The sequence below is a fragment of the Brevundimonas sp. SS2672 genome (assembly GCF_059579685.1).
Genome location: NZ_CM184201.1, coordinates 843,329 through 868,547, shown reverse-complemented (window position 1 = coordinate 868,547; position 25,219 = coordinate 843,329). Strand labels below are relative to the sequence as shown.

Here is a 25,219-nt window from a genome sequence, read left to right as displayed (position 1 = left end):
AATGGTACAGCCTCTCAGGATCGAACTGAGGACCTCCGGCTCCACAAACCGGCGCTCTAACCAGCTGAGCTAAGGCTGCACATCTCTGCGCGAGGGCGGTTCTCTAGCGGGCCTCGCCGCCGGGGGCAAGCGGCCTTTTCGCCCTCGCGCAGGATTTTGCGTTTTATCCCCGTCAGTTCCAGCCGCGGCTGGCGATGTACTGCTGCAACTGAGCGATCCGGGTCTGATCCGAGGGGTGGGTCGAGGCGAACTCCGGCGTTCCCGACTGTCGACCCGCCGCCATGGCGCGCCACAGGGCCAGCGACTCGGACGGCTTGTAGCCGGCCGCCGCCATGTAATCGACGCCCAGCCGATCCGCCTCGAGCTCATGGCTGCGCGAGAAGGGCAACAGCACGCCCAGTTGCGCGCCGAGGCCGCCGAACGCCTGCACGGCCTGGCCGTAGTCGCCCGCCTGGCTCTGCACCGCGCCCAGCACGAGGCCCGCCGTCTGCGTCGTCGATGCGCGCTCGGCCGCGTGTCTTGCGACGACGTGACCGACCTCATGGCCGATCACGGCGGCCAGTTGGTCATCGTTACTGGCCATGCCAAGCAGGCCCGTCGTCACCCCGATGTGGCCCGACGGCAGAACGAAGGCGTTGGGCGTCGAATCCTCGAACACCGCATAATCCCAGGGGCGATTGGTCAGATTGGCCGCCTGAACGATGCGGTCGCCGACGCGGCGCACTCGCGCGTTCTGCGTCGCATTGTTCGACACCTTCTGCGTCCGCAGCGTCTCGGCCCAGGCGGCCTGCGATTGCTGGATCAGCGCGCTGTCGTCGACGAAGACGAACTGACTTCGGCCCAGGGCCTCATTATAGGCGCAGGCCCCGACGCCCGCGCCAAGAACGGTGGTGGTGATCGCGAGGGCGAGCAAGAGCGGTTTACGAGACATCGGACCTCCGGAAATGACTTCACCGCCATAATGCACGGCTGGCTCGACTGGCTCCATGCCTCAGTGAGCAAAGGGCTGCGCCTGGTCGCTGGTCGGATCCCGCACGAAGGGAACCCTCACCGTAAATCGTGCGCCCGGCTGCGCGTCCGCCATCGTGGCTCTGGAAAGCCGCCCCTTCTGCACAATGGCAAGCGCCTGATCTCCCCATCCCTCGTTGGCGGGTTGCTCATCCACAACGACGCAATTCTCGGGCTTGCCCGAAGATGCGATGTCGCACCGGACCGAGGCCCAGGCGTCCGGCGCACGCGGCGTGGTTGCGCAGGCGCCGAGCCCGCCAAGCATGACAAACAATAGGGGCGTCACCCTTCTCAACCCCAACCGCATTCCCTAGCCCCCCTTGCTTCCAATGAACCTTAGCCAGGCCCACGAAAAAAGCGCCCCGAGGTGAAACCTCGAGGCGCTTCTTTTCGTTCAGTGCGATCGCTCGCTTAGTCCAGGTTGAACGGCACCCGGACCACGAACTTGGCGTTCGTTGCAGCGCCGTCGACCGTACGGGGCGAAAGCTGCCCACGCTGGACGATACGGATGGCTGCGGCGCCGAAGCCCATGCCGGACGGCTCTTCCGAGACGACGCGGCAACCTTCAGGACGACCGTTGGGGGTCACCGTACACTCGATGGTGGCGGATCCGCCCACGCCGCGATCAAGAGCGCGTTGCGGGAAGTCCCGTTCGGTCGGGCGCGGCGGGCGAGCCCACTGCGGGTTGGTGATCACCGAAGGACGCGGCGGCGCGGGCGGCGCCGGCGGAGGCGGAGGACCCGGGACGATCACGGGCGGGCCCGTGTATTCGACGCGGTCTTCCTTCTTCGTCGGCTCGATCGGCAAGGTCACCGGAGGCGGAGGCGCCTGGGTGTTGACGACCGGCTCGCGCACCTGAAGCTTCGGCGGCGGAGGCGTGTCCGGCGGAGGCGGCGGAGGCGGCGGAGGAGGCGGAGGCGGAGGCGGAGCCATCAGCTCCACATCCACGGCCTCATCCACATAGTCGAACTCTTTGAGTTCAAACTTGCTCTTGTACAGGTAGACACCCGCCAGGACGTGGACGATCACCGAGATGGCGATCCCGACCATTGCACCCGTAGAAAGTTTCTTCTTCCTGGGCGCATCGAGCAGAGGGTCGCGGTGCTCGTGAGGTTCAGCAGTCATGCTTTTGAGTCACGCCCCCTTACGAATGATCTTCGCCAACCAGGGCGACACTGTAGAAACCATTATCCTGCAAGGCGTTCATGACCTGCATGAAGTCCCCGTAACGCGTCTGCTGGTCAGCACGGATGAAGATCCGCTCCTGCTCAGGGTCACGCGTTCCGATCTGGATCTTCAGATCATCGCCTAACGAGCCCACAGAGCTCCTGAAGTCGCCAATCCAAACTTCGCCGCCATTCTGGATGGAGATGAAGACAGGCTTGGGCGGATTAGGAGCCGGCGGAGCGACGGCGCGTGGAAGTGTCACCGGCACCGACACGGTGGCGAGCGGAGCCGCCACCATGAAGATGATGAGGAGAACAAGCATAATGTCCACGAAAGGCGTGACATTGATATCGCTGTTCGCCTCGACGGTGTACTTGCCGCCGCCGGAACCGGAAAGTTTGGCGGCCATCCGTCTTACGCTCCCTTGTCGAGTTGACGCGAGATCGAGTTCATCAGCTCGGCGTTGAAGCCGTCAGCGCGAGCGCCGTACGAAGCGATGCGGGTGTTGAAGTAGTTATAGAAGATAACCGCCGGGATAGCCGCGAACAGACCGATGCCGGTAGCCAGCAGGGCTTCAGCGATACCCGGAGCCACGACGGCCAGGTTGGTGGTGTTCGACTCGGCGATGCCGATGAACGAGTTCATGATGCCGTACACGGTGCCGAACAGACCGATGAACGGACCCGACGAACCGACCGAAGCCAGGAACTGCTGACCGCCCGAGAGGCGGATGCCCAGGCCGCCTTGGACGGCGCCGATGGCGTTGCCCGCGCGGGCGACGGTGGAGTCGCGGTGAACGCCGGTGACGTCCAGGCCGGCTTGACGCGACAGTTCGATTTCGCCGGTCGCCGCAGCAGCCATGTCGGCCAGCGGGTTGCCGTCGAACTCTTCCGAGGTGGCCAGGCGACGGATGTCAGCCAGGTTGCGAGCGCCGCGGTACTCTTCCAGGAAGCGGTTGGTCTTCTTGTTCAGCGAGCTGAACTCAACCAGTTTGATGAGCAGCAGCGTCCAGGAGAAGATCGAGGCGAGGACCAGACCGGCCATCACGACCTTAACCACCGGGTGCGCCATCATGAACATGGCGATCGGGGTGAGGCCCGCGCCGCCGTGGCCGGCAGCGGCCTCTTCAGCGGGAGCGGCTTCTTCAGCAGCGGCGTCAGCCGCCGGTGCAGCAGCGTCGGCGGCCGGAGCGGCGGCGTCAGCAGCGGGGGCCGAAGCGGCGGCCGGGGCGGCCGGTGCGGCCGCGTCCTGCGCCAGAACCGGCGAGCTCGCCATCAGGACGGCGGCGCCGGCCATTGCGAGGAGGATATTCGTCTTCTTGCTATCGAGCATGTTTCGCCAGTTCCTGCTTTGGTCTGACTCGTGGAACCCAAGTCCCAACCGCGTCAGTCGGCTGGGCCTTTACCGTGAAATTTTCCTCCCGCCGGAATTTCTCCCCCGCCGGTCGGCGCCTCATTCTTGCGAAACATCCGGGGATGCCTTGCAGACTGGAGCGATGGAACCATACCCCCCGTCCACAGCCTGCAAGCAAGAATGCGGTTAAGTCCCTTTGACGAACGGCTATCGGAGCGTCAAGGGCGGAAAATAGCTTTTCACCCCCGGACTCGCGCCCCGACGTCATGCGCGCACAAATATTGCATAAACACGCCATAAAACGGCAACATCAGTGCCGCGCGCCAGAATGTTAAGGAAAGTTTAGGCCCATGACGATTTTTCGGCTTTTTCAAGGCCGAGGCGAATAATCATCATTCAAGGGGAAAGTGGTGCCTGGAGGCGGATTCGAACCACCGACACGCGGATTTTCAATCCGCTGCTCTACCAACTGAGCTATCCAGGCGTCGCTTTGCGTCGCGAGAGGCGGCTCTATAGGCGAGCCCGGACGGGCTGTCCAGACGCCAATTCACTCAATTCCACGATCTTTTTCATCATCGTGCGCCTCTTCAGCCGGAATGGCGTAGCCGCCGCTGAACCAGCGCTGCAGATCGACGTCGGCGCAACGCTTGGAGCAGAAGGGCTTGTAGGCGGCGACCGCTTCGGCGCGACGGCAAATGGGGCACTGGGCCATGCGTCAGCCCTCCTCGATCTCGAACACGCCCGGCGCGGCGTCGGGGATGATGTGGGCGCGCGGACCCAGGTCCGCCACCCACGGCGACAGGATCGCCGCTGACGCCGGACTGCAACGCAAGGCCAGACGCGGCGTCGCCCGATCCGTCAGCAGGGCGAGACGCAGGCGACGCAGGGCGCCGAGCTCCCGCGCTCCCGGAGCAGCAAGTCGTTCATCCGCGGGCGTACGTTCCCACGGCAAGGACAGCTGCAGCAGGCCGAACCGGCTGAGAGGCCCGATCGCCGCGCCGTGACGGTGTGCGAACGCCTGACGCGCCATGGACAAGATGGTCTCCGGGTGCAGGTCGACGCCGACCAGATCGATCGCGATCAAGCCGCCCCACCCTTTCAGCGCCAGCAGCCGCGCCGCCTGACGCAGCCCCTCGCGATTGACCGCCTCTCGCCCCTTGCGGGAGTCACGGCCGGCGACCGGGGCGTAATCGATGTCGACCGCGATCAGGGCGCGGGTCCGCTCCACCGCCAGGTCCAGGCCGAGTTCGGGCACGGTCAGTCCGGCGGCCAGAGCCTCTTCTTCGGCCTGCAGCGCCGCCCGGATGGCCTCGGCGCCCGTCACGGGCGTCACGCCCGGCGCCAGCATGTTGAGGACGGCGGCGACGGCGTGACCAGCCTCCAGCAGGCGCGGCTCGCCGCTCGCCTCGCCCAGGCGGCGCAGAACCGGCCCCTTGCGCTCACGCGGCTCGGCCGTGACCTCAAGCTCGAGCTTGGCGCCTTCGGACAGGCGATCCGCCTTGCCCAGCGGCAGGAAGCCGAGCGGCTCGCCGCCGCCTAGGTCGATGAAGGCGCCGCGCAGCCCCGGCGCCAGACGCGCCGCCCGGCCGACGACGCGCGCGCCCAGGCGATGTTCGGGCCGGTCGTCGTCTCTATGTATAATGAGGGCGCAGGCGCGCCCATTGCGGAAGACCATGCCCCGGGTCTCGCCCGGAGCCGCGTCCAGGAAGACCTCGACATCGGCCATCAGGCCGCCTCGGCCCGCCAGCCGGAGCCGCGCAGAAGATCTCGCCGCCTCATAGAGCGGCAGGCCCATGACCGCGGGATGGCTGCCGACGATCTCGGCTGACAAAGGCGGCGGCCCGTCCCTGGATGCCATAGCCTCCGGCCTTGCCCCGCCATTCGCCCGAGGCGACATAGGCGGCGATCTCGTCCTGGGAGAGGGGCTTGAAGCTGACGCGGGTCTCGACCACGCGCCAGGAGACGCGTCCGCTGCGGATCACGGCCACGCCGGTGAAGACGCGATGATTGCGCCCGGACAGCAGTTCCAGAAATCGGATCGCCTCGGCCTCATCGGCCGGCTTCTCCAACAGGCGACGGCCCACGGCCACCACCGTATCGGCGGCCAGGACGACATCATCGGGATGGCGCTCGGCCACGACCGCAGCCTTGGAACAGGCCAGGCGCTGGGCCAGACGCGCGGGCGCCTCGGCCTTCAGCGGCGTTTCGTCGATATCGGCGGGATCCACCAGATCGGGCGCGATGCCGATCTGCGCCAGCAATTCGATGCGGCGCGGGCTCGACGAGGCCAGAATCAGCCTCGGAGCCGAAGCGTCAGGACGCGACACGCGCGTCCTTACTTGAAGCGGTAGGTGATGCGACCCTTGGTCAGGTCATAGGGCGTCATCTCGACCAGCACCTTGTCGCCGGCCAGCACCCGGATGCGGTTCTTGCGCATCTTGCCCGCAGTGTGGGCGATGATCTCGTGATCGTTTTCCAGCGTCACGCGAAACGTCGCGTTCGGCAGCAATTCGCTGACCACGCCGGGGAACTCCAGCAGTTCTTCCTTAGCCATGCGGCCTCTCTCGCCCGTGTGAATACGACTGCGGGCCCGCGCCGGGCGTGAGCGCGAGCCGTGAAAGTGAGGGCGCCTAATGCACCAAAACGCTTAGATAGTCGAGTTCAGCCCCGACGGTAGAGTGCGCATACCAGCGTAAAGAGGCGACGGGCCGTTTCCTGGTCCACCTCCACCTTGCCTTCCAGCCTGGCTTTCAGCAGGGCGGCGCCTTCATTGTGAAGGCCCCGGCGCCCCATATCGACCGACTCGATCTGACTGGGCGAGGAGCCGCGCAGAGCCTCATAATAGCTTTCGCAGATCAGGCCGTAGTCGCGGATCACCGTCTTCATCGGCGTCAGCGACAGGACGTGGGTGCGGCTGAAATCCGGTCCGGCGATATCGAAGGCCAGGCGATTGTCCTGCGACGACAGCGTCAGGGTGTAGGGTCCGCCTTCGGCCCCGTCCGGGATGAAGCTGTTCTGCTCGACCAGGTCGAAGACGGCCACCCGGCGCTGATGCTCGATCTCGGCCGTAGCCGCCGGCAGGGAGGCGTTGTCGATCTCGATCGACTTCAGTTGATGAGGGCCGCTCATGCGCTCGGCTCGTCCAGATGAGTCGGCGCGATGCGCGCAGGCCAACGTTCCGACAGATCGGTCAGCACCGCGTCCAGGCACTCCACGTCGATCCGCAGGTCTCCGCCGCCGGCGAACATCATCAGCACCTCGCCGCCCGGCGCCTCGGTCGGATGGAAGTCCATCGCCAGAAGCTCCAGCGCCTGATCCGGCAGGCGAGGCAGGCGACGGCTCTTGACCGCCTGAACGTCGCCGAACTGCATGGCGGCCATGACGCGCGTACCGCCGCATTCCCAGCAGAAGCGCGACAGGACGACGGTCAGGCGCCGCGCCTCCTTCTCCCAGCGGATGTCGACCGGACGCATGATGGCGTCCTGAAGCGCGGCCGAGATGATCTGCAGGTCGTCCGCGTCCTCGGCCAGCAGGCGCAGCGGCGTCATCGGCGCCAGGCTTTCGCCCTCGGCCTCGTTCAGGGCCGCCTGTTCAGGGGCCGAGATCGGTTCGCCGTCAATGCTCATCGCCCTCCCCCTTTATCCTGCGGACGTCGGCGCCGCAGGCGCCCAGCTTCTCTTCCATCCGCTCGAAGCCGCGATCCAGGTGATAGACGCGGCCGACCGTCGTCTCACCTTCGGCCACAAGTCCGGCGATGACCAGAGACATGGAGGCGCGAAGATCCGTCGCCATGACCGGCGCGCCCTTCAACCCGTCGACGCCGCGCACCACGGCCTCGCCCGCATGAACCGTGATGTCGGCGCCCAGACGCGCCAGTTCCGGCGCATGCATGAAGCGGTTCTCGAAAATGTTCTCGCGGATGACGCTTTCGCCCTCGGCCGTCGTCATCAGGGCCATGAACTGCGCCTGCAGGTCGGTGGCGAAGCCCGGATAGATTTCGGTCGTGACGTCCACCGCCTTCAACCGCTGGGTCGGGTCGCGGCGGACGATCAGCCCGTCCTCGGTCGGTTCGATCTCGACGCCGGCCTCGATCATCTTGTCGGTCAGGGCGGTGATCAGATCGGCGCGTCCCTTGGTCAGGCGCACCTCGCCCCCGGCCATCGCCGCAGCAAGAGCATAGGAGCCCATCTCGATCTGATCGGGAATCACCGACCAGGTCGCGCCCGACAGGGACGAGACGCCGGTGATGGTCAGCACATCCGTGTCCAGGCCTTCGATCTTCGCGCCCATGGCGATCAGGCAGCGGGCCAGGTCGCCGATCTCCGGCTCGCGCGCGGCGCGCTTCAGCACCGTCGTCCCGTTCGCCAGCACTGCGGCCAGAAGGGCGTGTTCGGTCGCGCCTACGGAGACGAAGGGAAACTCGATCTCGGCCCCCCGCAGCCCTCCGGGCGCCGTGGCGGTGACATAGCCCTCTTCCAGTTCGATCGCCGCGCCCATGGCCGTCAGGGCCTGAAGGTGCAGATCGACCGGCCGCGCGCCGATGGTGCAGCCGCCCGGCAAGGAGACCTTGGCGTTCCCCGTGCGCGCCAGCAACGGCCCCAGCACGTTGAACGAGGCCCGCATCTGACGCACCAGATCATAGGGGGCGAAGGTCGAGGTCAACTCGGGCGCGTGGAACAGCGTCTCCTGCCCGTCCGCCCCCTCGCGTTCGGTCACCTCCACGCCGAACTGGCGCAGCAGTTGGCCGAGGAAGCGCGTGTCCGCCAGACGCGGCATGTTGGTCAGCAGCAGGGGCTGATCGGTCAGGATCGACGCCGCCATCAGCTTGATCGCCGAGTTCTTGGCTCCGCTGACCGGAATGGAGCCGTTGAGGCGATGGCCGCCGTGGATGACGATGCTGTCCATGGGTGTCGGGATGATCCTGGGGCTCGGACCCCTACGGCCCGGCGAACCGGTTATCTAGCAAGGCTGACGGCGGCTGCGAAAGGCCGGAACGTGGCAGGACGGATGACTTTCAGTTGCTTTCCTTGGGCGACCTCGCCCCGCCCGCGCCCGGCGCTTTACGGCGGCGCAGATTGGCCCTCAAGGCGGCGGCCAGACGCGCGGCGCGTTCGGCCTTGGCCGAGGCGGCCGGAACGGCGTTTACGCTGGCGGAAGGAGACGAGTCGGCGTCGAGGCGCGTCTCGTCTGCGTCTTTGGTCGGCTTGTTCATGAACACAGCAGACCGCGCCCAAAGATTTTGATCAAGCATGCATTTTGGGCTTGGCCCGGCCGAAGCCTTTGGCTATACGGCCGCTTCCTCAGTGACCCGCCGCCGTAGCTCAGTGGTAGAGCGCATCCTTGGTAAGGCTGAGGTCGGCAGTTCAATCCTGCCCGGCGGCACCATCGAGGCCCAAACCTGAACGGTTTGGGCCTCGACCATTTCAGGCCCCTCCCGACAGAGCAATGCGTCTTCATCGCCTTGGGCGAAGGCGACAGCACGGCCGATCGGCCTATCCGCGTACAACCTCAGGAATGCCCGCCGGTTCGCCGAAGATTATTCGGGCCGCAGCGCCTTATCCCGACTAGCCAAGCCCCAGCCCTCACCGCTAGCTTCGACGTATCTGTATACGTTTGAGAGCCGAGGGGGCTTCCATGAAGCGCGTTCTATTGACTACGGCTGCGGTTCTGACCGTGGCCTTTCCGGCGTTCGCCCAGGACACGACCTCGGCCGCCACGCCGAAATGGGACGTGCAGAACCCGACGGGCGGCGCCCAGCGCGACGTGAACATCAACGTCGACGAAGGCACCTGGATGGCGGTGGACGTCAGCCCTGACGGCCGCGAGATCGTCTTCGACCTGCTGGGCGACATCTATGTGATGCCGATCACCGGCGGCGAGGCGCGCCCCATCGCCTCGGGCGTCGCCTGGGACATGCAGCCGCGCTATTCGCCGGACGGCCGCTTCATCGCCTTCACCTCAGACCGCGCGGGCGGCGACAACCTGTGGGTCATGGACCGCGACGGCTCCAACCCGCGTCAGGTGTCGAACGAGACCTTCCGCCTGCTGAACTCCCCGACCTGGACGCCCGACAGCCAGTTCGTCGTCGGCCGCAAGCACTTCACCTCCTCGCGCTCGCTGGGCGCAGGCGAAATGTGGATGTACCACCGCGCGGGCGGCGGCAGCGGCGTGCAGCTGACCGAGCGCCGCACTCAGCAGAAGGACACGGGCGAGCCCGCCTTCTCGCCAGACGGCCGCTATATGTACTTCAGCGACGACGCCACGCCGGGCGGCGTCTTCGACTACTCCAAGGACCCCAACACCCAGCTCTATGTGATCCGTCGCCTGGATCGCGAGACGGGCGAGATCAAGCCCTTCGTCACCGGTCCGGGCGGCTCGGTGCGCCCCACCCCCTCGCCGGACGGCAAGTCCCTGGCCTTCGTGCGCCGCGATCGCTACCAGTCGACGCTCTACGTCATGGACCTGGAGTCCGGGCGCGAGACGCCGATCTACGACGCCCTGGACCGCGACATGCAGGAGACCTGGGCCATTCACGGCGTCTATCCGGGCTTCAGCTGGACCCCGGACAACGGCTCCATCGTCATCTGGGCCGGCGGCAAGGTCCGCCGCATCGACGTAGCGTCCAAGGCCGTCAGCGACATCCCCTTCCGCGTTACCGACACCCGCCGAGTGCAGGAGACCGCCCGCTTCCCCGTCGAGGTGGCGCCGGACCAGTTCGAAGTGAAGATGGTCCGCTGGGCCCAGACCTCGCCCGACGGCTCCAAGGTGGTGTTCGAGGCCCTGGGCAATCTGTGGATCCGCGACCTGCGCGACGGCGCCGCCGGCGCGCCCCGCCGCCTGACGCGCCAGAGCGACCATTTCGAACTCTATCCGTCCTGGTCGCGCGACGGCCGCTCCATCGTCTACACGACCTGGAGCGACGACAAGCTGGGCTCCATCCGCGTCGTTCCGGTCGCGGGCGGCGAAGGCCGAACCATCACGACCAACCCCGGCCACTATCTGGAGCCGCGCTTCTCGCCGGACGGCCAGACCATCGTCTACCGCACCTCCAGCGACGGTTATCTGCGCTCGGCCCTGTGGAGTCGCGAGCCCGGCGTCTACCGCATCTCCGCGCGCGGCGGCGAGCCGGTGAAGATCACCGATTCCGGCGCCAACCCGCAGTTCGGCGCGCGCAACGACCGCATCTTCGTCAGCGCCCGTGACGGCGACAAGCGCGTTCTGCGCTCGATGAACCTGTCGGGCGAGGACGTCCGCGACCACATCAGCAGCGAATGGGCGGCCGAGTTCTCGGTCTCCCCTGATGAGCAGTGGATCGCCTGGACTGAGCGCTTCAACGCCTATATCGCGCCCTTCGCCTCGACGGGCCGCGCCATCACGGTCGGCGCCGACAGCAAGGCCCTGCCGCAGACGCGCGTGACCCGTGACGCGGGCGAATGGCTGCACTGGTCGGGCGATTCCAGCCGCCTGCAGTGGTCGATGGGTCCGGAGCTGTTCTCGCGTCCGCTGAGCGAAAGCTTCGCCTTCATGGACGGCGCCCCCGCCGACCTGCCCAGGCCGGCCGAGCACGGGATCAAGATCGGCTTCACCGCCGACTACGCCCGCCCCAGCGGCGTGACGGTCCTGTCCGGCGCCCGCCTGATCACCATGAAGGGCGAGGAAGTCATCGAGGACGGCGTGGTGGTCGTCAACGGCAACCGCATCGAGGCCATCGGCCCGCGCGGCTCGGTCACGATTCCGGCCGGCGCCCGCGTCATGGACATGGCCGGCAAGACCATCATCCCCGGCCTGGTGGACGCCCACTGGCACGGCCGCATGGGCTCGGACGAAATCATCCCGCAGCAGAGCTGGATGAACTACGCCGCCCTGGCCTTCGGGGTGACGACGCTGCACGATCCGTCCAACGACAACAGCGAGATCTTCGCCCACAGCGAACTGGCCAAGGCCGGACGCGTCGTCGCGCCGCGCATCTTCTCGACCGGCACGGTCCTGTATGGCGCGGCCACGCCGACCACAGCGGTCATCAACGACCTAGATGACGCCCGTTCCCACCTGCGCCGCATGCAGGCGATCGGCGCCTGGAGCGTCAAGAGCTACAACCAGCCCCGCCGCGAGCAGCGCCAGCAGATCATGCAGGCCGCCCGCGAACTGGGCATGATGGTCGTGCCGGAAGGCGGCTCGCTCTACCACCAGAACATGAGCATGCTGGTCGACGGCCACACCACCATCGAACACTCGGTGCCGGTGGAGCGCATGTACGACGATGCGGTGCAGCTGTGGTCGCAGACGGGCACGGCCTATACGCCGACCCTGATCGTCGGCTTCGGCGGCGCCTGGGGCGAGAATCACTGGTACGAGGTCACGGACGTCTGGAAGGACCCGATCCTGAGCCAGTACGTCCCGCGCCGCATCCTCGATCTCGCGCTCGCGCCGTCCGGTGAAGACCCCGCCGGAGGAGCTGAACCACATCTCCATCGCCCGCGAATCCAAGCGGCTGATGGATCAGGGCGTCTCGGTCCAGATCGGCGCCCACGGCCAGCGTGAAGGCCTCGGCGCCCACTGGGAGCTGTGGATGTTCGAACAGGGCGGCATGAGCGCCCACGAATCCCTGCGCGTCGGCACGATCAACGGCGCCCGCGCCCTGGGCATGGACAAGGACATCGGCTCGCTGGAAGTCGGCAAGCTGGCCGATCTGGTCGTGCTGGACGCCAATCCGCTCGAGAACCTGCGGGACTCGACCAAGATCGGCTACACCATGATCAACGGCCGCCTGTTCGATAACCACATGAACGAGGTCGGCGGGCCTGAGCGCAAGCCGTTCTGGTTCGAGAGCGAAGACGGTCAGGCCTGGAGCGCCTCGGGCACGGTTACGACCGCCGAGTCGCACAGCCACACGCACAACTGATCCCGCCGCAAGGCAGGAACGCGAAAGGGCCCGGCATCCGCCGGGCCCTTTTTCGTGAGCAGTTCAGTTTGAGCGTTAGTCACTGCCTGCCTCCGCTCGTCCCGGCGGACGCCGGGATGAGTGGGGATGAAAAGGCACGATCAGCACTTGAGGGGAATTGCTCAGGACAAGCCCAAGAGTGACGGAGGTTGAGCATCTCCCGCTTGCGCCTTGAAACGCGAACGGGGGTGAGGAGGTTACTCTCCCAGCCCGCGCACCGAGGCTTCCAGCAGGGCGTTCCGCCGCGCCGCGCGACCCTTGAGCCAACGCATAGCGACGACCAGCGCCACCACCACCGCGCCGAAGGCCAGCAGCCACAGGGTCGGGTTGTGGGCCTCGCTCATCATCTCCAGCCTGGCCAGGCCCTTGGCCGCCAGATAGCCCGGCGCCAACATGGCCAGAACCCAGACGAAGGCCGAGCTGACGTTGGCAATCTGGAAGACGCGCTGTCGCATCTGCAGCACCCCGACCATCACCGGCACGAAGGCGCGCAAGGGGCCGAAGAAGCGGCCGATGAAGATGGAGGCCACGCCATAACGGCGACAGTAGAGCCGCGTCCACGCCAGCTTGCGGCGATGCGGGACCAGCATATGGTGGCGCAGCACCCGCGTGCCCAGACGGCGTCCGATCCAGTAGGAGATGGCGTCGCCCATGACGGCGCCGATGACGCATCCGCCGATGACGGTGAAGGGATCCAGCACGCCTGCCGCCACCAGACCGCCCGCCGCGACCAGAAGCCCCGTCGCCGGCACGAAGGCGCCGATGACGACCAGGGACTCGAAAAAGGTCACGACGCCGAGGATCACGCCGGCCCACATGGCGTTGCGGGCGATGAAGTCGGCGGCCGAGGTAAGCAAACTGTCCATACTGATCCTTTGCCCGAGGGCATATGGGATCAGACCATGGAAAGGGAATGCGGCGATGCGACGCCTGGAGGGAAAAAGCGCACGGCGTGACCCTCAGGCCGCACTTCGGCGGCTCTATATCCTACCGCGAGGCGTCGTCGGGCGTGTCGCGGCGCTCATCGTCGAGGTCAAACGGACGAATCCGGCTGGAACGCTCGCGCGGACTACGCACGCCCAAGGGGCCCGGCACAGCGCCGTAGGCGTCACGCCAGCCATAGCCGCCCAGTCCATAACGGCCGGCCCCGAAGCCATAGGGATCAAACCCATAGGGGCCGTAACCGTAGCCGTAGCTCCAGGGGGCGTTCTTGGTCTGACTGAAGCTGAGGTTCAGCGTGCCGTTCTCGCCCAGGGGCAGGGACACCGCCGCGCCGAAATCCTTGTAGCCACCCGTGCCGATTCCGGCGCTGACCACGCCGTGCATCTTGCGGGGAGCGGCTTCCTCCCAGGCGTCAGCCCAGGTTTCCACGGGCGGCGCATCCGCCTTGCGCTCGCCGATCCAGTGGGAAATCTGCTCTTCGGTCGTCAGGCCGTGAGGCGCCGCAGTCTGCAGGGTCACGGCAGGCGAGGCGTCGCTGACCGTCTCGGCCAGGGCGGCGGCGCTCGCCGTCGGCACGGCGCCCGAACCCGCGCGCGGCGCGGTCGAAACCACGCCCTCGGGGTCGCTGCTCGCCAGCAAGAGGGAGGCGGCCATGAGTTCGATCAGCATACGCATCTACTCCCGTTCACGATCACCCTACCCTCAAATGCGGCCAAGGTCAGGCCGTCCCTTCGTCGCGCCCTCCATCCCCGCGTCCCAGGGGGTCAGGCAAGGGGTCGCCGTCGGCCACGAAACTGAGCGCGACCGAGTTGATGCAGTAACGCAGGCCCGTCGGCGGCGGGCCGTCGGGGAAGACGTGGCCCTGATGGCTGTCGCAACGGGCGCAGCGCGTCTCGACCCGCACCATGCCATGGCTGTCGTCGCGGACGGCGCGGACGTGAGCCGGGTCGACGGGCTCGGTGAAGCTGGGCCAGCCCGTGCCGCTCTCGAACTTGGTCACCGACCGGAACAGCGGCAGGCCGCACTCGCGGCAGCAGAAGACCCCTGCCCGCTTTTCTCCCAGCAGGGTCCCGCAGAAGGGCGCCTCGGTGCCATGGGCCAGAAGCACGCGCTTCTCCTCCGGCGACAGGTCGGCCTCCAGCACCGCCCGCTGGCTGTCGGTCGGCGGCGTCAGGTCATAGCCGGAGGCGGAACGCATAGCGGCGGTAGATTCGGTCTGGGTCATGGTTCTCAAATAGGAAGAGCCGGACGGTCGTTCCACCATCCGGCCCTCAATAGCCCGAGATGATCGTTGGGATTAGGCGCCGAACAGCCCGTTCACCCACGTCCGCACGGCCGCTTCGTCCGTCGCGTCGCCGGTGTAGGCCAGCGCGCCCGAGGGGGCGTAGGGCGCATTATTGCCGCGCTGGCGCGTCGTCCAGGCCTTATGGCCATAGCTCAGGTCGGCGTAGTTGGACGGCAGGCGAATGACGGTCTGCTCGATGAAGATGGTGTCCTCGGCCGTGGTCGACCCGGCGATGCGCACGTTCGGCAGGCGGCTCAGCAGATCCAGGGTGTCCAGGCAGCCGCCCGAGCAGCCGGCGTCGACCAGCACGACCACCTGGCCCTGCACGGGGTTGGCAGCGCCGGTGTCCGGGGTCGCCGGACGGCCGGGCATGACGAAGGTCGGCTGACCGGCGGCGATGGCGCTGTCGAAGGCGGCGACGATGGCCTGGGTCTGTTCGATCACCGCGCCCGATTCCTGGACGAAGCGCGGGTCGGACACCATGCGGTTCAGGGTGTCGGCGAACCACTGGCGGTTGGCGGCGGTGGCGCGATAGGTGATCTGGCCGGCTTCAGGCTGGCGGCTGACGGTGAATTCCGGCGACCAGATGCGGTTGGCCAGGCCATAGCCGCGCGTGGTGGCGTTGATCGACGCCCCGTTGGCGCCGCGCAGGTCGAGCACGAAGCCCTGCGGTCCGCGGATGGCGGCGGACTGGGCTTCGATCTGGGCGAAGAAGGCGTCCCACCCCGCATCGTCAGCCAGAGAGTGGACGTTGACCCACGGACGACCGTTCACCGTCTCGACCGACAGGGGCGCGCCCGACGGGACATAGACCGAGGCGCGATAGGCGGCCTCCAGGTTCTGGGCCGTCGCCGGCTGGGGCGACAAGGTGTAATCGCGGGTGCGGCGACCGACCTGGAACTCACAGGTTCCCGGCACGCCCGTGGTCATGGGGTTATTGCGGTTCCACAGCAGATAGGGGGCGCTGCGGACACGGCCGGCCTCGGTCGTCAGATCCCCTTCGAACTGATCCAGCTTGGCCTTGGCCAAATCCTCGATCGGCTCGGCGTTGCAGCTCTTGAGGACAGCGCCCAGCGGCGGCGCGCCGCGCACGCCGTCCTGAACATAGGAGACGACATACTGGCCGTTGCGCCAGGCCGTGGCCACGCCCGGCCAGCTGGTGGCGAAATACGGACCCAGACCCTCGTAGGTCGGGCGGGCGGCGATGTTGGAGTCGCGGAAACCGTTGGCGTACCAGCGCAGCAGATAGGCGTGGCTGTCGCCGCTGTTGACCTGACCGGCCTTGGCCAGGGCCTGCTCCAGACCCGAGTCCAGCCAGGCGCGGAACGGCGCGCTGGCCTCGCCGGGCACCACGGCGGCCGGGTGATTGTCGCGCAGCGCCGCGTGCATGGCCTGAAGATCCTGACGGGCCAGATCGCTGAAGTTCTGGGCCGAGGCGGCCGAGGCGGCGAAAGTCAGGGCCAGTACGGCCGCCGAAGCGGAAAGCAGGCTTTTCATGGGGGTTCTCCCAGTCCGTCAGAGTGCGGGTTGGGCGTGTTTTAGACTCAATAACGGCGCCGTCGCCACCCCTGTGACGAAATTGCACCGCTTTCCCGGTCGCGACGTTTACGCGCGCCTGTTTCCCGACTAGGCCGTGGGTTCTGCAGGCGCAAAATGCGCCGAAACGCTGCGTGCTTGCGAAATGACCGCCCTGGTTGATCTTTTTCTGAACTCCACGGGGCGCGTCGGCCGGTTCCGCTTTGTACTGGGCGCAGCGTGCCTGATCGGCGCCTGGGCCGTGACTGATCTTCTTCTGCCGATCCCCGCCTGGATTCACGCCCTCGTCGCCGCCGCCCTAGTCTACTGCGGGTTCTGCGTCCTGTCGCAGCGTCTGCATGATCGGGGACGTTCAGGCTGGTGGAGCGGGCTGATCCTGGCGGCCTTCGCCCTGGCATGGCCCCCGTTGCTGACGCCCCTGTCGTTGACGCCGCTGCCGTTGACGCCGCTGGCGGGGGTCGCGACCGCCGCCCTTGCGGTCATCGCGTTCGACCTAGCCGTCCTGCCCGGCCAGAAAGCCTTCAATCGCTATGGGGCCGCGCCGGGCGTCCGGCGTCAGAGCGGCGCGACACCCGGCTGAACCGGGCCGAACACCCTCTGAAAGGACGACTTCAGCGCGTCGTCCGCCTCGTCCATCGTCGCCAGCACGCCCAGATCGACCAGGCTGGTCACGCCATGTTCGGTGATGCCGCAGGGCACGATGCCGCCAAAATGGTCCAGGTCCGGCTCTACGTTCAGGCTGATGCCGTGGAAGCTGACCCATTTGCGAACCTTGACGCCGATGGCGGCGATCTTGTCCTCGCGGCTCCAGCCGGCCCCCTTGCGCTCGACCCAGACGCCGACGCGGCCCTCGCGCATTCCGGCCTCGACGCCGAAACGGTCCAGGGCGCCGATGATCCAGTCCTCCAGGCCGTGGACGAAGCCGCGCACGTCCTTGCCGCGCCGGTTCAGGTCCAGCATCACATAGGCCACGCGCTGGCCCGGCCCGTGATAGGTGAACTGCCCGCCCCGCCCCGTCCGGTGAACCGGAAAGCGGTCGGGCGCCAGCAGGTCGTCGTCCTTGGCCGAGACGCCTGCGGTATAGAGCGGCGGATGCTCCAGCAGCCAGACCAACTCCTCGGCTTCTCCGGCGGCGATGGCGGCGACGCGCGCCTCCATGGCGGCCTCGGCGGCGGGGTAGTCGACATAGCCGGACGACAGGGCCCATTCGACCGGACGGCGGTCCTCGCGAAGCAGGCTGCGTTGGGAAGAGTTTAACGGGTCGGCAAGCATGATGCCCTCAATGTGGGGCCGAATGCGGCAGTGCAAGGGCCGCCCGTTGATTTGCGAGTATCCTCTTTGAGCCAGATCGAAGCCGTCGATGTCGAGATTTCGGTCGTGCTGGGCCGTTCGGTCCTGCCGATGCAGCAACTGCTGCGCATGGGCCGCGGCGCGGTGATCCCGCTGGACGCCTCGGAAAAGGACGAGGTCTGGATCCTGGCCAACAACCATCCGGTCGCGCGCGGCGAGATCGAGATTCGCGACGACCGCATCGCCATCACGGTGACTCGGCCGGCGGATGTGTATGATTTCATGGCGGGCGCGGCTTGATGCTGGGCCGCGGTCAGAAGGCCCCGCCTACTCGACCCGGCGCGGCCTGAAGATCGGTTTGAAGGAAAATCGCTCGGCGGCGACGGATTTCGCAAAACGCTCTTTTCTTTCCGGCGGCTCTCCGCTATTGCCCGCCCTCCGATGCGAGCGGTCGTGGCGGGATTGGTAGACGCGCAGCGTTGAGGTCGCTGTGGGGCAACCCGTGGAAGTTCGAGTCTTCTCGACCGCACCATCTGATCTGACAGGGCGAATCTCGGCTAGATACGGCTGACATCAATCTCCAGAGGAGGCAGATACGTGACCCACACGGACTTTGCCCCTCTGCGCCCCGAACTCCCCTCTCGAGAACGATGACCACGCCGCCCTCGGCGAAGACTACGCCCTGACGGCGGCCTTCGTCGAAAAGGTGGTGGACGCGGCCGATGACGGCGACGGCATGCGGCTGCGCGGCCTGCTGGAAGACCTGCACCCCGCCGACGTCGCCGACCTGATGGGCTTCCTGACCGCCGAGCACCGCTCGGTCGTGGTCCAGTGGCTGCCGCCGGACCTGCTGGCCGAAGCCCTGCCGGAAATGGACGACGGCATCCGTGAAAAGGTGCTGGAGCGCGTCCCCTCCGCCACCCTGGCCGAAGCGCTTCAGGAACTGGATTCGGACGACGCCGCCTCGGTCGTCGAGGACCTGGAGGAGGACCAGCGCGAACGCGTCCTGGCCGCCATGCCCGAGGTCGAGCGCGCCGCCATCGAATCCTCGCTCGGCTATGAAGAGGATTCGGCCGGCCGCCTGATGCAGCGCGAGTTCATGGCCGCGCCGCAGTTCTGGAACGTCGGCGACACCATCGACCATGTCCGCGCCCAGGGCGATCATCTGCCCGAGCTCTTCTTCGACATCTATGTGGTCGATCCCATGAACCGGCCGGTCGGCGGGGTGGCCATCAGCCGGATGCTGCGCAGTCCGCGCGGCACGCCCCTGACCGAACTGATGGAGCCGGTGAACCCCATCGAGGTGGATGTCGACCAGGAAGAGGTCGCCTACATCTTCGAGAAATACCACCTGATCTCGGCCCCGGTGGTCGATGTCGGCGGACGACTGGTCGGCCAGCTGACCGTCGATGACGTGGTCAACATCATCCAGGAAGAGAACCGCGAGGACATCCTGCGTCTGGCCGGGGTCGCCGACGAGGACCGCTCGTCCAGCGTGATGGAGATCGTGCGCGGCCGCGTGCCCTGGCTGGGCATCAACCTGTTCACCGCCGTCCTGGGCGCCAGCGTGATCGCCCTGTTCGAGGGCACCATCCAGCAGATCGTGGCGCTTGCCGTGCTGATGCCCATCGTCTCGGCCATCGGCGGCAATGCGGGGACGCAGGCCCTGACCGTCACCGTGCGGGCCCTGGCGACGCGCGAACTGAACGCCTCCAACGCCCTCAGAACCTTCTGGCGCGAGATGGCGGTCGGCCTGGCCAACGGCTTCGTCCTGGCGCCGCTGATCGGCCTGGCGGCGGGCTTCTGGTTCCACGACTGGCGCATCGGCGCGGTCATCGCCGCCGCGATGATCCTGAACCTGCTTGTGGCGGCAAGCGTGGGCGTGCTGACCCCGCTGACCCTGTCCAAGCTCAAGTTCGACCCCGCCGTGTCTTCAGCCGTGTTCGTCACGGCGACGACCGACTTCTTCGGTTTCCTGATCTTCCTCGGCCTGGCGACCATCGTCCTGCTCTAAACCTGACCTGAAACGGCCTCGCCTGTTTCGGAATGAGGCTTGCTCCGCCCCCGTCGGGGCGAGAACGCCCGTTTCGAATTGGGTCAATCCGTGTCCGCAGCCGCGCCACAACGCCGCAAGGTCTCTCGAGAAGGCCTTCTGCTGATCAAGAGCTTCGAGGGCTTCCGCCCGCGCACCGTGCTGCGCCGCGACGGGACGCCCGTCATCGGCTACGGCCACGCCCGCTCGGCCCGCCCCGGCGCCGCGGTCAGCGAGACCGAGGCCGAACTGCTGCTGCAGTACGACCTGATGCCCATCGTCGCCCTGTTGAACGACCGGGTGCGCCTGCCCCTGAACCAGCATCAGTTCGACGCCCTGGCCAGCTTCATCTTCTCCATCGGCCTGGAGCGGTTCCAGGGATCGGACGTCCAAGCCAGTCTGGACGCCAGCGCCCCGTCCGACGCCGCCGTCGCCCTGTCCGCCTGGCCCGAGCGCGCCTCGCCGCCGGTCGACGCCCTTTATCGTCGCCGCTCGGCCGAACGCGCCCTGTTCGACACGGCCCCCGACCAGCCTGCCTCTCTGGACGCCTTGCTGACCGCCCCGGTGCGCGGTCCGGGCGCCGCCGAGCCGCCCGCCGACGCCCCGCCGCCCACGGCGCCCGTCCTGCGCCACGAAGCGCGCACGGCCCCCGACGCGACGCCGGGCGACAAGGGCGCCGTCCTGTTCATCGGCGGCGTCGGCGTCCTCGCCTTCCTCGCCGGAATCGCCGCCTTCCAGCGCGCCTGGCGCGCCCCGGAGACGAGCGACGCGACCGTCCTGATCGGCGCCGGCCTGGCGATCGCCGGCCTCGTCTTCATCGGCATGGCGGCCTGGAGCGCCCTGCGCGCCAAGGCGCCGACGGCGACCGGCCCACAGCACAAACAGTCCCGCTAACAGGCGTCTTTGCGAAGCCCGCGCGCAATGCTACGCCTTTGGGCATGAGCATACCCTTCGCGCCCCAATCCATGGAATTCGGCCTCGGCGAGACCGCTGACGCCATCCGCGACACGACCGCCCGCTGGGCCGCCGAACGGCTGGCCCCCCGCGCCGCCGAAATCGACGAGAAGAATGAGTTCGCCCGCGACCTGTGGCCCGAAATGGGCGAGTTGGGCTTGCACGGCATTACGGTCGAGGAAGAGTTCGGCGGCCTCGGCCTCGGCTACCTCGAACACGTGGTGGCGATGGAGGAGGTGTCGCGCGCCTCGGCTTCGATCGGCCTGAGCTACGGCGCCCACTCCAACCTGTGCGTCAACCAGATCCGCCGCTGGGGCACGCCCGAACAGAAGACGAAATACCTGCCCAAGCTCATCTCGGGCGAGCATGTCGGCTCCCTGGCCATGTCCGAGGCCGGCTCGGGTTCGGACGTCATGTCCATGCGCACCCGCGCCGAGAAGAAGGGCGACCGCTACGTCCTGAACGGGACCAAGTTCTGGATCACCAACGCCCCGCACGCCGAGACCCTGGTCGTCTACGCCCGTACCGGCGACGGCAACGGCGGCGTCACCGCCTTCCTGATCGAAAAGGGCATGAAGGGTTTCAGCGTCTCCAAGAAGCTGGACAAGATGGGCATGCGCGGCTCGGACACGGCCGAACTGGTGTTCGAGGACTGCGAAGTCCCCGAAGAGAACATCATGGGCGGCGAAGGGCGCGGCGCGGCCGTGCTGATGAGCGGTCTGGACTATGAGCGCGCCGTCCTGTCGGCCGGTCCGCTGGGCATCATGCAGGCGGCGCTGGACGTGGTCCTGCCTTACGTCCGCGACCGCAAGCAGTTCGGCAAGGCCATCGGCAGCTTCCAGCTGATGCAGGGCAAGGTGGCCGACATGTACGTCGCCCTGAACAGCGCCCGCGCCTATGTCTATTCGGTGGCCCGCGCCTGCGATCAGGGCAAGACCACCCGCTACGATGCGGCGGGCGCCATCCTGCTGGCCTCCGAGAACGCGGTGAAGGTCACGCTGGAAGCCGTCCAGGCTCTGGGCGGAGCCGGCTACACCAAGGAATGGCCGGTCGAACGCCTGGTCCGCGACGCCAAGCTCTACGACATCGGCGCCGGCACCAACGAAATCCGCCGCTTCCTCATCGGCCGCGAGCTTCTGGGAAGCTGACGGAACCCTAAGGCGGGCGGACGGTTGCCTTTCACTCGAAAGGAGATCGTCATGCCCGCCAAGTCCGCCGCCCAGCAGAAAGCCGCCGGAGCCGCCCTGTCGGCCAAGCGCGGCGATACGCCCAAATCCAAGCTGAAGGGCGCGTCGAAATCCATGATGGAATCGATGAGCGAGAAGCAGCTTGAAGCGTTCGCCCACACCAAGCGCAAGGGCAAACCCGAACACGCCTCAAAGCACTAGACGCCTATTTCGTCGCAACCCTCGCGGCGGGGATGGCGCAAGTCGCGGCGCGCCCCTAACGTCGCGCATGATATCGCTCTGAGTCTCGCTTGATGACGCTCGTTTCCACGCCGCCGCCCGATGAGGGGCGGACCTTCTCCGACGTGCTGGAGCGCCTGGGCCAGGACCGGCTGGATCAGGGCGAGTCCGACAAACTGTCCCTTCGCGAAATGGTCGAGGCCTTCGGCGAGCGCGGCTTCGGCGCCGTCATCCTGATGCTGGCCCTGATGGCGCTCTTCCCCTGGCCGCCGGGCGGCAAGGCGGTCTTTTCCGTGCCGATCATCCTGATCGCCGCCGAGCTGGCGCTGCAGCGCGAGAAGGTGTGGTTGCCGCGCTGGCTGCTGGATCTGTCGGTAAGCCGCGCCTCCTATCGGACGGCGGCGGAGAAGATTCTGCCCCGCCTGCGCCGGGTCGAGCGGCTGACCAAGCCGCGCTGGCCCGTTCTGACCGGCGAAGCCGCGGATGTGGCGATCGGCGTGATCTGCATCCTGCTGGCCATGATGATGGCCCTGCCGGTGCCGTTCGGCGACGCCCTGCCCGGCCTGACCCTGGCCCTGTTCGGCCTGGGCATCATCCAGCGGGACGGCGCCTTCATCCTGGCCGGTTTCTTCGGCACGGCCGTGTGCGGCGTCTATCTGGCCCTGGTTTGGACCACAGTGGTCGCGGTCGTCGGCAACATCGCCAGTTGGGCCGCAAACCTCTTCTAGGAAATCCAGAGCCGCGTCAGCCCGCGTCGGTCTGGCCGCTGAGTCCCTGCATGATCATGCGGTTGATGTCGATCAGGGTCGAGAAGTCGTCCTCGCCCCTCATGACCTCGGACGTGTTGCGGTTGACGAACAGGCTCAGCGAGATGAACTGCGCCCGCATCGCCTGAGGCATGGCGTTGGTCGAATCCGAGCAGGCGGTCGCCAGCGTGGACCACAGGCGGCGGTTCCAGTCCAGGGCGTCCATCCGCCCGGCGACATCCGACTTGTCCAGGGTGGCGGCGTGCATCAGGGCGCGCGTCACCTGGCCGAACAGCCGGTACTCCATCTCACGCGGGGATTCAGCCCGCGTCGCCGCCGTCTTGTACGCCTGAAGCGACATTGCCGAGCCTTTGGTCTTCGTAATCGACGATTTTGCGAGCGCCCATCAGGGCCTTGTAATACTGACGCGCCAGCACGTGCTTGGAGCAGGCGACGCATTCCGTCAGGACGTCCGGATTGCGGACCGCCCCCATGAATTCGGTCAGGCGCAGGGCGAATTCATCATAGAATTTCGGCGCCTCCGCCTCGTCCAGATACATCATCATGACGGGGAAGTAGATGCGGCGCGCGGGCGTGGTCACGTCCTCGGGCTGCATGATGTCCTTCTCGCGCAGAACGCTGGCCTTGTTCTGCAGGACTAGGACGCCGCGACGGTCGCCGTTCTGCACGACGGCCCCGTTCAGCACGAATTTTTCGCCGGGCTTCAGCGACAGTTTCAGAGGCAAGGGAAGGTCTCCGTGGCGCCGCCCTCACCGTGACGGCCGGCCGCTGAAGAACTGTAAAGCGACGTGGTTAACCATCTCTTCATTTGGCGCGTCGCGTTCCGACTGATGGGAACGCCCTGACGAGCCGAGCCGTTGAGCTTTTCGAAGGGAGACGATGATGCCAGCCCCCGACTTTGACGCCGACGGCCAGGACCAGGCCGAGGTCTATGACGAGACCCATCTGGACGATGAAGGCGACGGCGACCTGTCGTTCGACGAAGCCGACGACGTTCTGGACGTCACCCAGTTGGACGGCGACGCCGACCCCGAACCCTTTGATGAAGACTACGCCGATCTGGAGGGCGACCTGGCCTTGGACGGGATGGAGGCCGAGGCTGACGCCCTGCTGGGCGTCGACAGCGTGCGCCTGAGCGAAACCGACGGCGACGGCGCCCCGGCGTCGGGCGCCGACGAGGTCGAGCTGGTCTATGCCGGCTTGATGCGCAATCAGCGCGGCGCCCAGGCCAGCGCCGCCCACTGGGAGGCCAAGCGTCTCTCCGACGACGACATAGAGGACCTGGGCTACGGCCCTGAACAGTGAGGGAATTCATGACCGACCATCATCCGACCAAGGCCCAGGAAGACGCCGACCCGAACACCCCTCCGGCCAAGCGCGCGCCGCACGAAAGCGGCAAGCCCGACCAGCTGAAGGACAAGGAGAAGGACGCCGAGAACCGCCAGGAAGCCCTGATCGACGAGGGCGTCGAGGAAACCTTCCCCGCCAGCGATCCAGTGTCGGCCAAGCGCATCACCTGAGCCTGCCGCCTGTTCACACGGATTTCTTTAAGCTACCTGCTCCCTTCCCCCGGAATGGAGCAGGTTTCGCATGAGCCGGTTCGAAGGCACGTCCAACTACATCGCCACCGACGACCTGAAGGTCGCCGTCAACGCCGCCGTGGCGCTGGAACGGCCGCTGCTGATCAAGGGCGAGCCGGGCACCGGCAAGACGGTCCTGGCCTATGAACTGGCGCGTGCGCTGAACGCGCCGCTCATCACCTGGCACGTCAAATCGACGACCAAGGCGCACAACGGCCTGTATGAATACGACGCCGTCAGCCGCCTGCGCGACAGCCAGCTGGGCGACGAACGCGTCCACGACGTCCGCAACTACCTCAAGAAGGGCAAGCTGTGGGAGGCCTTCACCGCCCCGGCCCGCCCCGTCCTTCTGATTGACGAGATCGACAAGGCCGACATCGAGTTCCCGAACGACCTGTTGCAGGAGCTCGACCGCATGGAGTTCTACGTTCAGGAGACCGACGAGACGATCCGCGCCGAGGTCCGCCCCGTGGTCATCATCACCTCGAACAATGAGAAGGAGCTGCCGGACGCCTTCCTGCGCCGCTGCTTCTTCCACTACATCCGCTTCCCCGACGCCGAGACGATGCAGGACATCGTCGAGGTCCACTTCCCCGGCATCAAGCCGCGCCTGGTCGCCGAGGCGCTGAAGACCTTCTATGAAATCCGCGACACGCCGGGCCTGAAGAAGAAGCCTTCGACCTCGGAGCTTCTGGACTGGCTGAAGCTGCTGCTGGTCGACGACGTCTCGCCTGAGACCTTGCGCGAAAAGACGCCGGGAAAGCTGATCCCGCCGCTGCACGGCGCCCTGCTGAAGAACGAGCAGGACGTGCATCTGTTCGAGCGCCTGGCCTTCATGAGCCGTCGCGAAGGCGCCCGCCCCGGCGGCTGATTTCAGCCGCTTTCCCGTCGTCTTTCGATTACCGCGATTTCACTGGCCCTGCCGCGCTTATGGCGCACAATCGGTGCCTGGAGTGGA

30 protein-coding genes, 4 tRNA genes and 1 pseudogene are annotated in these 25,219 nt (G+C 66.9%); 14 read left to right on the top strand and 21 right to left on the bottom strand.

Features of this window, described 5'->3' with window-relative positions:
* Positions 1-2: 2 nt before the first annotated feature.
* The 14 genes and pseudogenes from AC52GN_RS04280 to AC52GN_RS04215 all read right to left on the bottom strand — a co-directional run bounded on the left by AC52GN_RS04280 (position 3) and on the right by AC52GN_RS04215 (position 8,740).
* A tRNA-His gene (locus AC52GN_RS04280) sits at positions 3-79 on the bottom strand.
* A 93-nt stretch (positions 80-172) separates the two neighbouring features.
* Positions 173-931, bottom strand: coding sequence for a M48 family metallopeptidase (locus AC52GN_RS04275; protein WP_291783037.1), 759 nt, complete (start codon positions 929-931; stop codon positions 173-175).
* 488 nt (positions 932-1,419) lie between these two features.
* The gene (locus AC52GN_RS04270) at positions 1,420-2,133 is read right to left on the bottom strand and encodes an energy transducer TonB (protein ID WP_291783042.1); all 714 of its coding nucleotides are present in this window, start codon (positions 2,131-2,133) and stop codon (positions 1,420-1,422) included.
* A 19-nt stretch (positions 2,134-2,152) separates the two neighbouring features.
* Positions 2,153-2,584 carry an ExbD/TolR family protein gene (locus AC52GN_RS04265; protein ID WP_291783045.1) on the bottom strand — a complete coding sequence of 144 codons (432 nt, stop codon included), beginning with the start codon at positions 2,582-2,584 and terminating at the stop codon, positions 2,153-2,155.
* A gap of 5 nt (positions 2,585-2,589) precedes the next feature.
* Positions 2,590-3,507, bottom strand: a complete 918-nt coding sequence (locus tag AC52GN_RS04260) for a MotA/TolQ/ExbB proton channel family protein (protein WP_291783047.1) — start codon at positions 3,505-3,507, stop codon at positions 2,590-2,592.
* Between the two features lie 429 nt (positions 3,508-3,936).
* Positions 3,937-4,012: transfer RNA gene (locus AC52GN_RS04255), tRNA-Phe, on the bottom strand.
* Positions 4,013-4,075: 63 nt separating this feature from the next.
* The gene (locus AC52GN_RS04250; RefSeq protein WP_291783050.1) at positions 4,076-4,240 is read right to left on the bottom strand and encodes a DNA gyrase inhibitor YacG; all 165 of its coding nucleotides are present in this window, start codon (positions 4,238-4,240) and stop codon (positions 4,076-4,078) included.
* Between the two features lie 3 nt (positions 4,241-4,243).
* Positions 4,244-5,203, bottom strand: coding sequence for a ribonuclease E/G (locus AC52GN_RS04245; protein WP_496528766.1), 960 nt, complete (start codon positions 5,201-5,203; stop codon positions 4,244-4,246).
* 50 nt (positions 5,204-5,253) lie between these two features.
* A pseudogene (locus tag AC52GN_RS04240) lies at positions 5,254-5,855 on the bottom strand (Maf family protein).
* A gap of 8 nt (positions 5,856-5,863) precedes the next feature.
* Positions 5,864-6,082: a translation initiation factor IF-1 gene (infA, locus tag AC52GN_RS04235; RefSeq protein WP_003164348.1), complete on the bottom strand. Its 219-nt coding sequence runs from the start codon at positions 6,080-6,082 to the stop codon at positions 5,864-5,866.
* Between the two features lie 107 nt (positions 6,083-6,189).
* Positions 6,190-6,657, bottom strand: a complete 468-nt coding sequence (locus tag AC52GN_RS04230) for a UPF0262 family protein (protein WP_496528287.1) — start codon at positions 6,655-6,657, stop codon at positions 6,190-6,192.
* Entirely contained in the window at positions 6,654-7,154 is a 501-nt protein-coding gene (locus AC52GN_RS04225) for a DUF2948 family protein (RefSeq protein WP_496528286.1), read from the bottom strand. The genes AC52GN_RS04230 and AC52GN_RS04225 overlap by 4 nt, the downstream gene beginning before the upstream one ends.
* The gene (gene murA, locus AC52GN_RS04220; protein WP_496528285.1) at positions 7,144-8,433 is read right to left on the bottom strand and encodes a UDP-N-acetylglucosamine 1-carboxyvinyltransferase; all 1,290 of its coding nucleotides are present in this window, start codon (positions 8,431-8,433) and stop codon (positions 7,144-7,146) included. The genes AC52GN_RS04225 and murA overlap by 11 nt, the downstream gene beginning before the upstream one ends.
* Positions 8,434-8,542: 109 nt before the next feature.
* Positions 8,543-8,740, bottom strand: coding sequence for a hypothetical protein (locus AC52GN_RS04215; protein WP_496528284.1), 198 nt, complete (start codon positions 8,738-8,740; stop codon positions 8,543-8,545).
* A gap of 98 nt (positions 8,741-8,838) precedes the next feature.
* Here AC52GN_RS04215 and AC52GN_RS04210 point away from each other — a divergent pair.
* The 3 genes from AC52GN_RS04210 (at position 8,839) to AC52GN_RS04200 (ending at position 12,430) form a co-directional block, all read left to right on the top strand.
* Positions 8,839-8,913, top strand: a tRNA-Thr gene (locus AC52GN_RS04210).
* Positions 8,914-9,162: 249 nt separating this feature from the next.
* The gene (locus AC52GN_RS04205; protein WP_496528283.1) at positions 9,163-12,069 is read left to right on the top strand and encodes an amidohydrolase family protein; all 2,907 of its coding nucleotides are present in this window, start codon (positions 9,163-9,165) and stop codon (positions 12,067-12,069) included.
* A complete protein-coding gene (locus AC52GN_RS04200; protein WP_496528282.1) occupies positions 11,963-12,430 on the top strand; it encodes an amidohydrolase family protein in 468 nt (155 codons plus the stop codon). The genes AC52GN_RS04205 and AC52GN_RS04200 overlap by 107 nt, the downstream gene beginning before the upstream one ends.
* Before the next feature lie 236 nt (positions 12,431-12,666).
* Here AC52GN_RS04200 and AC52GN_RS04195 read toward each other — a convergent pair whose 3' ends face one another.
* The 4 genes from AC52GN_RS04195 to AC52GN_RS04180 form a co-directional block, all read right to left on the bottom strand.
* A complete protein-coding gene (locus AC52GN_RS04195) occupies positions 12,667-13,335 on the bottom strand; it encodes a DedA family protein (RefSeq protein WP_291783090.1) in 669 nt (222 codons plus the stop codon).
* A gap of 121 nt (positions 13,336-13,456) precedes the next feature.
* A complete protein-coding gene (locus tag AC52GN_RS04190; protein WP_496528281.1) occupies positions 13,457-14,086 on the bottom strand; it encodes a hypothetical protein in 630 nt (209 codons plus the stop codon).
* A gap of 43 nt (positions 14,087-14,129) precedes the next feature.
* The gene (msrB, locus tag AC52GN_RS04185) at positions 14,130-14,636 is read right to left on the bottom strand and encodes a peptide-methionine (R)-S-oxide reductase MsrB (RefSeq protein WP_496528280.1); all 507 of its coding nucleotides are present in this window, start codon (positions 14,634-14,636) and stop codon (positions 14,130-14,132) included.
* 72 nt (positions 14,637-14,708) lie between these two features.
* On the bottom strand, positions 14,709-16,193 hold the full coding sequence (locus AC52GN_RS04180) for a hypothetical protein (protein WP_496528279.1): 1,485 nt from the start codon (positions 16,191-16,193) through the stop codon (positions 14,709-14,711).
* 184 nt (positions 16,194-16,377) lie between these two features.
* Here AC52GN_RS04180 and AC52GN_RS04175 point away from each other — a divergent pair, with 184 nt between their 5' ends.
* Positions 16,378-16,812, top strand: coding sequence for a DUF805 domain-containing protein (locus AC52GN_RS04175; protein ID WP_496528278.1), 435 nt, complete (start codon positions 16,378-16,380; stop codon positions 16,810-16,812).
* Here AC52GN_RS04175 and lipB read toward each other — a convergent pair.
* The gene (lipB, locus tag AC52GN_RS04170; RefSeq protein WP_496528277.1) at positions 16,788-17,504 is read right to left on the bottom strand and encodes a lipoyl(octanoyl) transferase LipB; all 717 of its coding nucleotides are present in this window, start codon (positions 17,502-17,504) and stop codon (positions 16,788-16,790) included. The genes AC52GN_RS04175 and lipB overlap by 25 nt on opposite strands.
* A 66-nt stretch (positions 17,505-17,570) precedes the next feature.
* On the opposite strand from lipB, the gene AC52GN_RS04165 reads away from it, so the two are divergent.
* The 7 genes from AC52GN_RS04165 to AC52GN_RS04135 all read left to right on the top strand — a co-directional run bounded on the left by AC52GN_RS04165 (position 17,571) and on the right by AC52GN_RS04135 (position 22,642).
* Positions 17,571-17,822 (top strand): FliM/FliN family flagellar motor switch protein, encoded by a 252-nt coding sequence (locus AC52GN_RS04165; RefSeq protein ID WP_003164329.1) that lies wholly within the window; start codon positions 17,571-17,573, stop codon positions 17,820-17,822.
* Between the two features lie 147 nt (positions 17,823-17,969).
* A tRNA-Leu gene (locus tag AC52GN_RS04160) sits at positions 17,970-18,054 on the top strand.
* Between the two features lie 258 nt (positions 18,055-18,312).
* On the top strand, positions 18,313-19,536 hold the full coding sequence (mgtE, locus tag AC52GN_RS04155; protein WP_496528765.1) for a magnesium transporter: 1,224 nt from the start codon (positions 18,313-18,315) through the stop codon (positions 19,534-19,536).
* Positions 19,537-19,575: 39 nt separating this feature from the next.
* On the top strand, positions 19,576-20,448 hold the full coding sequence (locus AC52GN_RS04150) for a lysozyme (RefSeq protein WP_496528276.1): 873 nt from the start codon (positions 19,576-19,578) through the stop codon (positions 20,446-20,448).
* A 44-nt stretch (positions 20,449-20,492) separates the two neighbouring features.
* Positions 20,493-21,656: an isovaleryl-CoA dehydrogenase gene (locus AC52GN_RS04145; RefSeq protein ID WP_496528275.1), complete on the top strand. Its 1,164-nt coding sequence runs from the start codon at positions 20,493-20,495 to the stop codon at positions 21,654-21,656.
* A 51-nt stretch (positions 21,657-21,707) separates the two neighbouring features.
* Positions 21,708-21,896: a DUF3008 family protein gene (locus AC52GN_RS04140; protein ID WP_496528274.1), complete on the top strand. Its 189-nt coding sequence runs from the start codon at positions 21,708-21,710 to the stop codon at positions 21,894-21,896.
* 92 nt (positions 21,897-21,988) lie between these two features.
* Positions 21,989-22,642 carry an exopolysaccharide biosynthesis protein gene (locus tag AC52GN_RS04135; RefSeq protein WP_496528273.1) on the top strand — a complete coding sequence of 218 codons (654 nt, stop codon included), beginning with the start codon at positions 21,989-21,991 and terminating at the stop codon, positions 22,640-22,642.
* Positions 22,643-22,658: 16 nt separating this feature from the next.
* Here the strand turns inward: AC52GN_RS04135 and flaF are convergent, their stop codons facing one another.
* Positions 22,659-23,021 (bottom strand): flagellar biosynthesis regulator FlaF, encoded by a 363-nt coding sequence (flaF, locus tag AC52GN_RS04130; protein ID WP_046653005.1) that lies wholly within the window; start codon positions 23,019-23,021, stop codon positions 22,659-22,661.
* On the bottom strand, positions 22,981-23,406 hold the full coding sequence (gene flbT / locus AC52GN_RS04125) for a flagellar biosynthesis repressor FlbT (RefSeq protein ID WP_046653004.1): 426 nt from the start codon (positions 23,404-23,406) through the stop codon (positions 22,981-22,983). The genes flaF and flbT overlap by 41 nt, the downstream gene beginning before the upstream one ends.
* Before the next feature lie 154 nt (positions 23,407-23,560).
* On the opposite strand from flbT, the gene AC52GN_RS04120 reads away from it, so the two are divergent.
* From AC52GN_RS04120 to AC52GN_RS04110, 3 genes are all read left to right on the top strand, one after another.
* A complete protein-coding gene (locus AC52GN_RS04120; protein WP_496528272.1) occupies positions 23,561-23,986 on the top strand; it encodes a hypothetical protein in 426 nt (141 codons plus the stop codon).
* Between the two features lie 8 nt (positions 23,987-23,994).
* Complete coding sequence (locus AC52GN_RS04115) at positions 23,995-24,201, top strand: hypothetical protein (protein WP_291783135.1); 207 nt, start codon at positions 23,995-23,997, stop codon at positions 24,199-24,201.
* A gap of 70 nt (positions 24,202-24,271) precedes the next feature.
* A complete protein-coding gene (locus tag AC52GN_RS04110) occupies positions 24,272-25,132 on the top strand; it encodes an AAA family ATPase (RefSeq protein ID WP_496528271.1) in 861 nt (286 codons plus the stop codon).
* Positions 25,133-25,219 lie beyond the last annotated feature (87 nt).